This window comes from Pseudoalteromonas sp. Scap25 (assembly GCF_013394125.1).
In the GTDB taxonomy this organism is placed as follows: Bacteria; Pseudomonadota; Gammaproteobacteria; order Enterobacterales; family Alteromonadaceae; genus Pseudoalteromonas.
Map to the genome: position 1 here is coordinate 3,024,884 of NZ_CP041327.1, position 12,617 is coordinate 3,037,500.

The following is a 12,617-nucleotide window of genomic DNA, read 5'->3' on the forward strand; positions in this document are numbered from 1 at the left end:
CATGGACTTTACAGTCCTAATTTCTTCTCAAGGTAGTGGATATTTGTGCCACCATTTTTGAAGTTTTCATCTGCAAGAATACGTTTATGCAGTGGGGTGTTGGTTTTAATACCATCGATAACGAGTTCATTAAGTGCATTACGTGCTCGGGCGATAGCGACATCACGGTTTTCACCGTAAGTGATCAGCTTACCAATCATAGAATCGTAATGTGGAGGAACGGTGTAGTCAGCGTAAATATGACTGTCCCAACGAATACCTAAACCACCAGCTGGATGAAAACGGGTAATTTTACCAGGTGATGGAATAAAGGTTTCTGGGTCTTCAGCATTAATACGACACTCAATAGCATGGCCACGAATAACCACATCTTCTTGAGTGAATGATAAAGGCTGACCAGCGGCAATTTTTAATTGCTCTTTGATTAAATCAACACCGGTGACCATTTCAGTTACTGGGTGCTCAACCTGAATACGGGTGTTCATTTCAATGAAGTAAAATTCACCGTTCTCGTATAAGAACTCAAACGTCCCCGCACCACGATAACCAATTTCGATACATGCGCGTGTACAACGCTCACCAATGAACTTACGTACTTCTGCAGTAATCCCTGGTGCTGGCGCCTCTTCCACTACTTTTTGGTGGCGACGTTGCATTGAACAATCACGCTCACCTAAGTGAACCGCATTGCCTTGACCGTCGGCCAATACTTGTACTTCGATGTGGCGTGGGTTTTCAAGGAATTTCTCCATGTAAACCATGCTGTTGCCAAAGAACTGTTTCGCTTCTTGTTGGGTTAGCGCAATTGAATTGATTAACTCAGCTTCGTTGCGAACAACACGCATACCACGGCCACCGCCACCGCCAGCTGCTTTAATAATTACCGGGTAACCAATACGCTTAGCAATTTGCATGTTGCGTTCTTTATCATCCGATACCGGACCATCAGAGCCAGGTACACAAGGAACACCCGCTTTACGCATCGCTTCGATTGCCGATACTTTATCGCCCATTAGACGAATAGTATCGCCACGAGGACCGATAAATACAAAGCCACTTTGCTCAACTTGGTCTGCAAAGTCTGCATTTTCAGCAAGAAAACCATAACCTGGGTGGATAGCGACTGCATCAGTAATTTCTGCTGCGGCAATAATGCGTGGGATGTCTAAGTAACTTTCAGTTGCTGCTGGTTTACCAATACAGATGGTTTCATCTGCTAGTAATACGTGCTTAAGATCGCGATCCGCCGTTGAATGCACAGCAACCGTTTTGATCCCAAGCTCTTTGCAGGCGCGCAATATACGAAGTGCAATTTCACCTCGGTTTGCAATGACTACTTTATCTAACATGAGAGTTGGCCTTTTACGTTGCGCTATTATTCAATGATGAATAAAGGTTGATCAAATTCTACTGGCTCGCCGTTTTCTACTAAGATAGCTTTTACTGTACCGGCTTTATCTGACTCAATTTGGTTCATCATTTTCATTGCTTCAACGATACATAGCGTGTCGCCAACTTTAACCTGAGAGCCCACTTCAACATATGCTGGTGCTTCTGGAGAAGCTGCTGCGTAAAAAGAACCTACCATAGGTGATTTAACTTGATGACCTGTAGGGCCTGCAGATGCTTCAGACTCTACGGCTGCAGGTGCTGATGGTGCAGTCGCGGCTGGAGCAGGTGCTGCTGGGGCGTATTGTTGAGGTGCGAATTGCGCGTACGCAGGACCGGCACTCATGTTATTACGGTTAATACGTACTGATTCTTCACCTTCAGTGATTTCTAGTTCTGCAATACCTGATTCTTCTACTAATTCAATTAGTTTTTTGATCTTGCGAATATCCATAAACGGCCCGCCTATTAGTTTGTTAGTTTAAATTTAGTTTGAGTTTTGCAATCGGCTGACTGCTGCATTTAAAGCAGCGTGATAACCCATTGCACCTAATCCACAAATAACGCCTTGCGCCACATCAGAAAAATAAGAATGATGGCGAAACGTTTCACGTGCATGCACATTACTTAAGTGCACTTCAAAAAACGGAATATCAACGCTTAGCAATGCATCACGTAATGCGACGCTTGTGTGCGTAAATGCTGCAGGGTTAATTATTATGTAATCAACCGCTTGCCAAGCATCATGAATGCGTTCAATGAGCGCTTGTTCACTATTACTTTGAAGATGCGTTAACTCCACACCTAAACTATTAGCAGCGCTGTTTAACTCGCTCATAATATGCTCTAAAGAATGCGAACCGTACTTATCAGGTTCACGCTTTCCTAGCATGTTTAAATTTGGGCCATTTATAACTAAAATCTTTAATTTTGCAGCCATAATACGCGATATATCCTATAAGTAATGAGTTAAGCGGTTACCAACTAGTTTTTCTCTAAAAAGTAAGCAGAAAAAAGTAAGATAGCAACAATTTCTCACGTTAACCAACTATTATAGTGATTTCGAAGTAAATAGCAGCAAAATACTGGTCTAATCTCTATTTCGGGGACTATCTTAAGGGGAGAATAGTGGCACAACATTACCAATCATGTTGTGCCATAAAGAATGGTTATTCAGCGCTGGCACGCACTGCAGCTAGGTGCTTAGCAAAATCATCTGCATTTAAAAAGCCAGTTACACGTTGTGTACTTAACTCTTCACCTTCAGTATTGAAGAATAAAATACTCGGTAAACCAAACACTGAATATGCTTCCATTAGCTCAATTGTTTCATTATCACTTTGGGTTAAGTCAATTTGAATCAGTTGATAATGGCTAAACTCACTTTGCACTTGCGGGTCAGGAAATGTGTAATGCTCAAACTCTTTACACGCTACACACCAGTCAGCGTATAAGTCCACCATAACCATGCGCCCTTCGCTATTTGCTTGTGATACGGCTTGTTTAAGCTCGGCTAAATTGGCAACGTGTTTAAACTCATTGCTTTGCGAGGTTGTTTGTAAACTCACAGCTTGTGTTGGCCAAAAATAGTTTTTGGTTAAATTAAAGCCAGTAAGCATCAATAAAACAGCCATAACCCACAATAAGGTTTTTAATTTGCCTTGAGTTTGGGCGCTTTGCCAATAATGGAAATAAAGCGCTGTGGCGATAGCTAATAAGCCTGCCATAAGCATAATAATTTCAATATCTATAATGCGCTCTAGCAAAATAAGTGGCACAACTAACATAATAAAACCAAATAAGGTTTTAACTTGTTCCATCCATCCGCCAGCTTTCGGTAATAACTTACCTCCCGATGTACCAAGGAGTAACAACGGTAAACCCATTCCTAGGCTAAGTACATAAAGTGTTAGCCCGCCTACTAGGTAATCGCCGCTTTGTGCCACAAATAATAATGCGGCTGATAAAGGCGCTGTAGTGCAAGGAGATGCAATAAGCCCTGATAAAACCCCCATCAAGAACACCCCAATATAGTTACCGCCTTTTTGGTTGTTGCTCACTTGGGTTAGCTTGTTCATCATGCCGCTGGGTAACTTTATTTCGTACCAACCAAACATCGACATAGCCAGCAGTACAAACAATAAGCTAAAGCTAATTAATACATATGGATGCTGTAAATAGCCTTGCACTTGCCCACCTAACGCAGCAACCACAAGCCCTAATGCGGCATAGGTAACCGCCATGCCTTGAATATAAACGAATGATAGGGCAAATGCTTTTTTGGTAGACAGGTTCTTTTGACCCGCAATTAAGCTAGATAAAATAGGAAACATCGGAAATACACAGGGTGTAAATGCCAAACCTACGCCCACAGCAAAAAATATAGCTAAATTAACCATTAAGCTTTGGCTGGCTAACTGCTCTGTAAAAGTGAGTTTTTTCTCGGGTGTTGCTGCAGTTACTGGTTTTTCTGCAGGTTGGCTAAGTGCCGTAAATGCACTACTTGCTGCAGTATTTTCATTAGTATTAGTTTCACTTGCCAATACACTTAATGGAATGCTAATAATTTCAGGTGGATAACACAGCCCTGCTTTTGCACAGCCCTGATAACGCACCTTAACAACGCCATCTTCACTGATATTACTCAGCTTGCTGATAATACTGAGAGAATTAAAAAACACCTCAGTTTTGCCAAAAAACTCATCTTCAATTATTTCACCAGAGCCCAACTCAGGCACATCAATGCTGGCACCTTTGGCAATAATTTCTATTTTGTCTTTATACAGATAATAGTCATCAGCGATATCCCAACCAACAAATAACGTACTGCCTTGCTGGTCAAAATCAAATACAAACGCTTCATTGACTGGTAAAAATATATGCTGAGTAGGTTTGAGAAAATCTTCAAGGGTATTTTGTGTTGCCCAAGCAGGCGCCATTAAAACACTTAATAAAAAAAATAAAATAAAGCGCATTAATGAAGTACCTCATCCATCCAATTAAAGTAAGCCAAGTTCCCCGTTGCCACATCAACAACTTGTATTTCTGGTACTTCGTAGCTGTGAAGATCTTTTAAGGTTAAAAATACATCGTTCATTTTGTCAGCTTTGGTTTTAATTAGTAGCTTCACTTCTGTTGCTTCAGCTACTTCACCTTCCCATATGTAAATAGAACTCATGGCCGGTAAAATATTTACACAAGCGGCTAGTTTCTTTTCTATTAGCGCCATAGCCAATAAACGGGCTTCATCGTTATCTTTGCAAGTGGTAAAAATAAGTTTAAATTGCGTTGTCATAGTGAACCTTTACTTGTTTATGGGGGTCTAGCCCCATAGTAGCTGATAGCGGGTATAATGTGTAGACACGAACTCTGCCAACATTTTGGGTCTTTGCAGTCAAGTGACTTAAACCCACTAGCTATAATTTTACTAACATTAGAGTTGATTACTTACTCTTATTAGCTTGAAAATAGACCCGACAACCCTCACTTATATTTCATTAGCACCTTAATGAGTGTCATTTTTAGAGAGTCTTATGTTTAGAATTTTATTTTTACTGTTTATCATCATCCCTATTATTGAAATTGCTTTACTAATTCAGGTTAGTGACGTTATAGGTAGCTTTGCAACAATCGCTTTGGTAGTACTAACCGCGATTGTGGGTGCGAAAATGGTGAAACAGCAAGGAATGGGCGCACTACAAAACGTACAAGTGCAAATGGCTCAAGGGCAAATGCCGGCTAAAGAGTTGTTTACTGGTATTTGCGTGATTATTGCTGGCGTACTTTTATTAACACCCGGCATTATGACGGATGTATTTGGCTTACTGCTTCTTACTCCAGCTATTCGCAATAAATTAGCCGCAGGACTTGCCAGCCAGGCAACGGTGAGAATGAGCGCTAGTATGCACCAAACGGGTACTTCAGGATTTTCACAACCTCATCAATCAATGCATCATGAGCAAGATGAAAACCGTCCCAATACTATAGATGGTGAATACGAGCGAAAAGATTAAAAATTTATCATTTTTTCTCTTGGAATTTTTCACTCTACCCCCATTAATTAAAGCAAATTAGATACACTTTTTTCTGTACTGTTCAGAAACTGTTAGGAGAACTAAAAACATGAACATTCGTCCTTTACAAGATCGCGTAATCATCAAGCGTCTAGAAGAAGAAACCAAGTCTGCTGGCGGTATTGTATTAACTGGCTCTGCAGCTGAAAAATCAACTCGTGGAGAAGTTGTTGCCGTAGGTAATGGTCGCGTTTTAGAAAATGGTGACGTTCGCGCGTTAGAAGTGAAAGCCGGTGACACTGTGTTATTTGGCTCATATGTTGAAAAAACTGAAAAGATCGAAGGTCAAGAATACCTGATCATGCGTGAAGATAATATTTTAGGCATTGTAGGCTAAACCTACTTTTCGTTTAACACACATTTTAAGAATTTAGAGGAAATTAAACATGGCAGCAAAAGAAGTACTGTTTGCAGGCGACGCACGTGCAAAAATGCTAACTGGCGTAAACATTTTAGCAAACGCAGTAAAAGTAACATTGGGCCCTAAAGGTCGTAACGTTGTACTAGACAAATCATTTGGCTCTCCAGTAATCACTAAAGATGGTGTATCTGTAGCTAAAGAAATCGAACTTGAAGACAAGTTTGAAAACATGGGCGCACAAATGGTTAAAGAAGTAGCGTCTAAAGCAAATGATGCTGCTGGTGACGGTACCACTACCGCAACCGTGCTTGCTCAATCTATTGTTAACGAAGGTCTTAAAGCAGTTGCTGCGGGTATGAACCCAATGGATCTTAAGCGCGGTATTGATAAAGCAATCATTGCTGCAACAGCAGAACTTAAAGCTCTTTCTGTCCCATGTTCTGATACTAAAGCAATTGCACAAGTAGGTACTATTTCAGCTAACTCTGATAAAGAGATTGGTGAAATTATTGCTGATGCAATGGAAAAAGTAGGCCGTAATACTGGTGTTATCACGGTTGAAGAAGGTCAATCACTTGAAAACGAACTAGATGTTGTAGAAGGCATGCAGTTTGACCGTGGTTACTTATCTCCATACTTCATCAACAACGCTGAAAAAGGCGCAGTTGAACTAGATAACCCATTTATCTTACTTGTAGATAAAAAAATATCTAACATCCGTGAATTATTACCAACATTAGAAGCGGTTGCAAAAGCAAGCAAGCCTCTACTTATCATCGCAGAAGACCTTGAAGGTGAAGCGTTAGCGACACTAGTAGTGAATAACATGCGTGGTATTGTAAAAGTATCAGCGGTTAAAGCACCTGGCTTTGGCGATCGTCGTAAAGCAATGCTACAGGATATCGCGGTATTAACTGGCGGTACTGTAATTTCTGAAGAAATCGGCCTTGAACTTGAAAAAGCAACAGTTGAAGACTTAGGTACAGCTAAGCGCGTAGTAATCACTAAAGATGATACAACAATCATTGATGGTGCTGGTGAAGAAGACGGTATCAACGGTCGTGTTGCTCAAATCAAAGCACAAATTGAAGAAGCGACTTCAGACTACGATAAAGAAAAGCTACAAGAGCGCATGGCTAAGTTAGCTGGCGGTGTTGCTGTAATCAAAGTAGGTGCCGCTACTGAAATTGAAATGAAAGAGAAAAAAGACCGTGTTGAAGATGCATTACATGCAACTCGCGCAGCGGTTGAAGAAGGTGTAGTACCAGGTGGTGGTGTTGCATTAGTACGTGCTGCTAGCAAGCTAGTTGAGCTACTTGGCGACAATGAAGACCAAAACCACGGTATTAAAGTGGCACTTCGTGCGATGGAAGCACCACTTCGTCAAATCGTTACAAACGCAGGCGATGAAGCATCAGTTGTTATTAACGCAGTTAAAGGCGGAGAAGGTAACTACGGTTACAATGCAGCCACTGGCGAATACAGCGACATGATTGAAATGGGTATCCTAGATCCAACGAAAGTAACGCGCTCTGCATTACAATTTGCAGGATCGATTGCTGGTCTAATGATCACTACAGAGGCTATGGTTGCTGAAATTCCTAAAGAAGAAGCAGCTGGTGCACCTGATATGGGTGGCATGGGCGGCATGGGTGGAATGGGCGGCATGATGTAATCATCCCCTAAACACTTAGCTCAAATAAAAACCCAGCTTCGGCTGGGTTTTTAGCAATAGAGATAAAATAAATTCACTAAACAACAATAAAATTAACTCAGTGTATTCCAATGCAACTGAGTTCCTGCAAGCTATACCAGAGTAAATTTTATTTAACATGATTAAGGATATTAAGTTGAATACAAAACCTGAAATTATCATTTCATCGCTGGATGCAGATAGGTTGTACACACTAATGGAGTCGTTGCCTGCAAACAGCTTTGCGGGTGAAAAAGAACTTGAAGCAGAACTTGCACGAGCCAGCATAGTTGAGCCGCACGAAGTTCCCGCAACCGTGGTAACCATGAATTCAACTGTGAACTTTGTTGTTGAATCTACAGGCGAAGAGTTTACTTTAACGCTTGTTTACCCAAAAAATATTGATTCAATTGGCGACAAAATATCAATCTTAGCCCCTGTAGGTAGTGCATTACTTGGCCTTTCACAAGGTGATCAAATTGAATGGCCAAAGCCTGGCGGTGGATTAGTAACAGTAAACATCAAAGAAGTTACTTATCAGCCTGAAAGAGCTGGTGAGCTTCACAGATAGTAGCCAAAACAAGCAGCGAAGACATTAGCTGGCACAGCCAGTCATTGCTGCTTTTACTATTTATGATTGATCAGTGCTCTTACATGCGCAAATAAATCACTGGCTAACATTCCTCTTTGCCCTGATTGTTCACAGGCTCTATCACCCGCCTTTGCATGTAACACAACGCCATAACATGCTGCCTCACTGGTATTTAATCCTTGAGCCATTAATGCCCCAATTATACCACTAAGCACATCACCACTTCCTCCTACAGCCAAACCAGGGTTACCATTTTCACATATCCAAGTATGCTCGGTATTATCGATTAGCGTACCTGCGCCCTTTAAAATAGAGGTCGCTGCGAAGTTGGTCGCACATTGTCGAGCATAATAAAAACGATCAGACTCAACCTCAGAGGTAGTTAAGTTTAATAACCGTGCAGCCTCTGCAGGATGAGGCGTTAGCACGGTATTATTTAATTTATGAGAAGATGATTGCTTAGCTAATAAGTTTAAGGCGTCTGCATCAATAACAGTAGGGATATTGTTTTGCTGGCAATAACGGATTGCCTGCTCAAAGGTTTTTTGGGCCCATTCATCTTGGCCTAAACCTGGACCGATAACTACACACGTTGACCATGCTAGGGCATCATCCAAGTGTTCACTAGTTACCATAAGTTCTGGTCGCCCGATGCTCACAGGTAAAACGGCATGTTCATGAGTATACACTTTTACCATTCCAGCACCAGACCTTAATCCACTTTCAGCACTTAATCTAATAGCTCCTGCAGAGCCGTGGTTTCCTCCTATACATAATAATTTTCCATGACTACCTTTATGGCTGCTCACTGAGCGCTCAGGCAAAGGTTTAAAGCTGTCTATATTGATAATCTGAGCAGAAGGGGTGGCTAGTTTCATAAATTGCTCGCCAATACCTAACTCGTCGAAATACAACTGCCCGGCATGCTGCTTTCCTTTAGTCGTGGTGAGTCCTTGCTTTATCCCAACTAATGTCATTGTTTTGGTGGCCATAATGGCTGTTCCTTGAGGACAGCCTGTATCTGCATTAATACCTGACGGCACATCAATACTCAGTATTGGTTTAGTGCTTTCATTTACCGCTTTAATAATAGTAGCAACATTATCGCGTACCGTATTCTCAAGACCAGTACCGAGTAATGCATCAATTATCACATCACACTCATCGAGTGCATCAGCGCTAAAGTTACAAATTTCACCACCGGCATCAATCCATTGCTTTTGTGCTTTTGCTGCATCTCCGGATAAGGCTTTATTCGGATTAATCGCGCAAACAACTACATGCCGATCTGCTTGTTTGATTAACCGAGCTACCTCATAACCATCTCCGGCATTATTTCCATTACCTGTAATAACTAACGTTTGTTTTGCATTAAAGGTTTTCCAACAGCAAAAAACAGCCTCCGCGGCACGCTGCATCAGCGTGTAAAGGTCTGCGCCGGTAGCATGAACTGCTTGTTCTTCATACCCTTTTATTTGTTTTGACAAATAGGTCCATTGCTCGTACTTAGGTGACGTTAGTAGTAATGACATAAACAGCTCAATTTAATAAGAATACCTAATTTCATTTTGGGCTTTATAAATTCTTTTTCAAGTAAAACATAGTTATGTAATCTATAAGGCTTTATTTAAGGATCTATTAACTTTATATAACGAGGATCACCATACAAGAGAAGTTAATAGGAGGTCAGCGTAAAGCAGGGCTTATTTTACCTAAAGCCGAATGCTTTGCACTTCTCTTACATTTGGAGTCGGTGTGCTACTTCGAAGCGACAGCAAAGTAGTATGTCCTGGAATCGGCTCTGATCAATTATCTTCCTTTAGCCTAATACCTTTAACCTTTTACATTTGTTTTTCACTTTTCTGCAGACGTAAAAAAGCCCGGCTCTTTCGAGTCGGGCTTTCTTGTATTTGGAGTCGGTGCGCTACTTCGTAGCGACAACGCAGTAGAATGTCTTAGTGCCCACAGCGATGGAGAGAGCCACATAACAAATGCTACGCTCTCATCCTATGTCGTGTTCTTCGTGTTCTTTTATCCTTGGGATTCGTGATACTCAACCCACGCTACGGTTGTCTGATTAACGCAGTGCAACTGATAGCTGACGGCTGACGGCTAATACTTTCACTTTTCTTCAGACGTAAAAAAGCCCGACTCTTTCGAATCGGGCTTTCTACTATTTGGAGCCTGGTAATGACCTACTTTCACATAACAAATGCTACACTATCATCGGCGCTGTTTCGTTTCACTACTGAGTTCGGCATGGGGTCAGGTGGGTCCAAAACGCTATTGTCACCAAGCAAATTTGGTGTCAGTCCGTATCGCTACGCACTAACTAAAATTTGGAATTTCTGATAATAAAAGTTTTCAGTAATCTACTTTAGTCTATTAACTTCTTCGCTTGTTTCACTATCACATAAAACGCGTTTGGCGTTGTATGGTTAAGCCTCACGGGTAATTAGTACAAGTTAGCTTAATGGCTCACACCACTTCCACATCTTGCCTATCAACGTTGTAGTCTTCAACGGCCCTTCAGAGACTTTAAAAGTCTAGTGAGAACTCATCTCGAGGCCTGCTTCGCGCTTAGATGCTTTCAGCGCTTATCAGTTCCGAACGTAGCTACCGGGCAATGCCATTGGCATGACAACCCGAACACCAGCGGTTCGTTCACTCCGGTCCTCTCGTACTAGGAGCAACCCCTCTCAATTCTCAAACGCCCACGGCAGATAGGGACCGAACTGTCTCACGACGTTCTAAACCCAGCTCGCGTACCACTTTAAATGGCGAACAGCCATACCCTTGGGACCGACTTCAGCCCCAGGATGTGATGAGCCGACATCGAGGTGCCAAACACCGCCGTCGATATGAACTCTTGGGCGGTATCAGCCTGTTATCCCCGGAGTACCTTTTATCCGTTGAGCGATGGCCCTTCCATTCAGAACCACCGGATCACTATGACCTACTTTCGTACCTGCTCGACGTGTCTGTCTCGCAGTTAAGCTGGCTTCTACCATTACACTAACCGTACGATGTCCGACCGTACTTAGCCAACCTTCGTGCTCCTCCGTTACTCTTTGGGAGGAGACCGCCCCAGTCAAACTACCCACCAGGCACTGTCCGTAACCCCGATTCAGGGGCCAACGTTAGAACATCAAAACTACAAGGGTGGTATTTCAAGGACGACTCCACAAAAACTAGCGTCTCTGCTTCAAAGTCTCCCACCTATCCTACACATGTAGGTTCAATGTTCAGTGCCAAGCTGTAGTAAAGGTTCACGGGGTCTTTCCGTCTAGCCGCGGGTACACAGCATCTTCACTGCGATTTCAATTTCACTGAGTCTCGGGTGGAGACAGCGTGGCCATGGTTACACCATTCGTGCAGGTCGGAACTTACCCGACAAGGAATTTCGCTACCTTAGGACCGTTATAGTTACGGCCGCCGTTTACCGGGGCTTCGATCAAGAGCTTCTCCGAAGATAACCCCATCAATTAACCTTCCGGCACCGGGCAGGTGTCACACCGTATACGTCATCTTGCGATTTTGCACAGTGCTGTGTTTTTAATAAACAGTCCCAGCCACCTGGTCACTGCGGCTCCAATCAGCTTAGAGAGCAAGTCTCATCACCAATCGGAGCGTACCTTCTCCCGAAGTTACGGTACGATTTTGCCTAGTTCCTTCACCCGAGTTCTCTCAAGCGCCTTAGTATTCTCTACCTGACCACCTGTGTCGGTTTGGGGTACGATTCGGTATAATCTGAAGCTTAGAGGCTTTTCCTGGAAGTATGGCATCAGCAACTTCATCACCGTAGTGACTCGTCTCGTGTCTCAGCCTAACAGCAACCCGGATTTACCTAAGTCACTAGCCTACACACTTTCACATGGACTACCATCGCCATGCTTGCTTAGCCTGCTCCGTCCCCCCATCGCAATTATACCAAGTACGGAAATATTAATCCGTTTCCCATCGACTACGCCTTTCGGCCTCGCCTTAGGGGTCGACTTACCCTACCCTGATTAACATGGGATAGGAACCCTTGGTCTTCCGGCGTGCGGGTTTTTCACCCGCATTATCGTTACTCATGTCAGCATTCGCACTTCTGATACGTCCAGCATACCTCCCGGTACACCTTCAACCGCTTACAGAACGCTCCCCTACCACTCAGAATAAATTCTGAATCCGCAGCTTCGGTGCATAGTTTAGCCCCGTTACATCTTCCGCGCAGACCGACTCGACCAGTGAGCTATTACGCTTTCTTTAAAGGATGGCTGCTTCTAAGCCAACCTCCTGGCTGTCTGGGCCTTTCCACATCGTTTCCCACTTAACTATGACTTTGGGACCTTAGCTGGCGGTCTGGGTTGTTTCCCTCTTCACGACGGACGTTAGCACCCGCCGTGTGTCTCCCGGATATTACTTTACGGTATTCGGAGTTTGCAAAGGGTTGGTAAGTCGGGATGACCCCCTAGCCTTAACAGTGCTCTACCCCCGTAAGTATTCGTCCGAGGCTCTACCTAA

The 12,617-nt window shown here is 43.0% G+C and carries 10 protein-coding genes and 2 rRNA genes (1 of these 12 cut by a window edge); 4 read left to right on the forward strand and 8 right to left on the reverse strand.

Translation table 11 applies throughout. From position 1 onward, the window contains the following. Positions 1-8: 8 nt before the first annotated feature. The 5 genes from accC to cutA form a co-directional block, all read right to left on the reverse strand. Positions 9-1,349, reverse strand: a complete 1,341-nt coding sequence (accC, locus tag FLM54_RS13965) for an acetyl-CoA carboxylase biotin carboxylase subunit (protein ID WP_008113500.1) — start codon at positions 1,347-1,349, stop codon at positions 9-11. Between the two features lie 26 nt (positions 1,350-1,375). Continuing rightward, positions 1,376-1,843, reverse strand: a complete 468-nt coding sequence (accB, locus tag FLM54_RS13970; protein WP_178956680.1) for an acetyl-CoA carboxylase biotin carboxyl carrier protein — start codon at positions 1,841-1,843, stop codon at positions 1,376-1,378. 33 nt (positions 1,844-1,876) lie between these two features. Beyond that, on the reverse strand, positions 1,877-2,329 hold the full coding sequence (gene aroQ / locus FLM54_RS13975; protein WP_178956681.1) for a type II 3-dehydroquinate dehydratase: 453 nt from the start codon (positions 2,327-2,329) through the stop codon (positions 1,877-1,879). A 229-nt stretch (positions 2,330-2,558) separates the two neighbouring features. Next, the gene (locus FLM54_RS13980) at positions 2,559-4,364 is read right to left on the reverse strand and encodes a protein-disulfide reductase DsbD (RefSeq protein WP_178956682.1); all 1,806 of its coding nucleotides are present in this window, start codon (positions 4,362-4,364) and stop codon (positions 2,559-2,561) included. After that, on the reverse strand, positions 4,364-4,684 hold the full coding sequence (cutA, locus tag FLM54_RS13985; RefSeq protein ID WP_010391672.1) for a divalent-cation tolerance protein CutA: 321 nt from the start codon (positions 4,682-4,684) through the stop codon (positions 4,364-4,366). Before cutA ends, FLM54_RS13980 begins: the two co-directional genes overlap by 1 nt. Before the next feature lie 238 nt (positions 4,685-4,922). On the opposite strand from cutA, the gene FLM54_RS13990 reads away from it, so the two are divergent. From FLM54_RS13990 to rnk, 4 genes are all read left to right on the forward strand, one after another. Beyond that, positions 4,923-5,402, forward strand: a complete 480-nt coding sequence (locus FLM54_RS13990; protein WP_178956683.1) for an FxsA family protein — start codon at positions 4,923-4,925, stop codon at positions 5,400-5,402. A 109-nt stretch (positions 5,403-5,511) separates the two neighbouring features. Next, positions 5,512-5,799 (forward strand): co-chaperone GroES, encoded by a 288-nt coding sequence (locus tag FLM54_RS13995; RefSeq protein ID WP_008113511.1) that lies wholly within the window; start codon positions 5,512-5,514, stop codon positions 5,797-5,799. Positions 5,800-5,848: 49 nt separating this feature from the next. Further along, on the forward strand, positions 5,849-7,498 hold the full coding sequence (gene groL, locus FLM54_RS14000) for a chaperonin GroEL (RefSeq protein WP_054202663.1): 1,650 nt from the start codon (positions 5,849-5,851) through the stop codon (positions 7,496-7,498). A gap of 175 nt (positions 7,499-7,673) precedes the next feature. Next, positions 7,674-8,087, forward strand: coding sequence for a nucleoside diphosphate kinase regulator (rnk, locus tag FLM54_RS14005; protein WP_138604970.1), 414 nt, complete (start codon positions 7,674-7,676; stop codon positions 8,085-8,087). 56 nt (positions 8,088-8,143) lie between these two features. Here the strand turns inward: rnk and FLM54_RS14010 are convergent, their stop codons facing one another. The 3 genes from FLM54_RS14010 to FLM54_RS14020 all read right to left on the reverse strand — a co-directional run. Then, complete coding sequence (locus FLM54_RS14010; RefSeq protein ID WP_138604971.1) at positions 8,144-9,640, reverse strand: NAD(P)H-hydrate dehydratase; 1,497 nt, start codon at positions 9,638-9,640, stop codon at positions 8,144-8,146. 650 nt (positions 9,641-10,290) lie between these two features. Then, positions 10,291-10,405, reverse strand: a 5S ribosomal RNA gene (gene rrf, locus FLM54_RS14015). Between the two features lie 137 nt (positions 10,406-10,542). After that, positions 10,543-12,617, reverse strand: a 23S ribosomal RNA gene (locus tag FLM54_RS14020); it runs 810 nt beyond the window's last position.

Excerpts from the sequence above, each read along its gene's own strand:
- FLM54_RS13995 (WP_008113511.1), top strand. The coding sequence starts at position 5,512 with ATGAACATTCGTCCTTTACAAGATCGCGTAATCATCAAGCGTCTAGAA.
- aroQ (WP_178956681.1), bottom strand. The coding sequence starts at position 2,329 with ATGGCTGCAAAATTAAAGATTTTAGTTATAAATGGCCCAAATTTAAAC.
- FLM54_RS13980 (WP_178956682.1), bottom strand. The coding sequence starts at position 4,364 with ATGCGCTTTATTTTATTTTTTTTATTAAGTGTTTTAATGGCGCCTGCT.
- groL (WP_054202663.1), top strand. The coding sequence starts at position 5,849 with ATGGCAGCAAAAGAAGTACTGTTTGCAGGCGACGCACGTGCAAAAATG.
- accC (WP_008113500.1), bottom strand. The coding sequence starts at position 1,349 with ATGTTAGATAAAGTAGTCATTGCAAACCGAGGTGAAATTGCACTTCGT.
- FLM54_RS13990 (WP_178956683.1), top strand. The coding sequence starts at position 4,923 with ATGTTTAGAATTTTATTTTTACTGTTTATCATCATCCCTATTATTGAA.
- FLM54_RS14010 (WP_138604971.1), bottom strand. The coding sequence starts at position 9,640 with ATGTCATTACTACTAACGTCACCTAAGTACGAGCAATGGACCTATTTG.
- accB (WP_178956680.1), bottom strand. The coding sequence starts at position 1,843 with ATGGATATTCGCAAGATCAAAAAACTAATTGAATTAGTAGAAGAATCA.
- cutA (WP_010391672.1), bottom strand. The coding sequence starts at position 4,684 with ATGACAACGCAATTTAAACTTATTTTTACCACTTGCAAAGATAACGAT.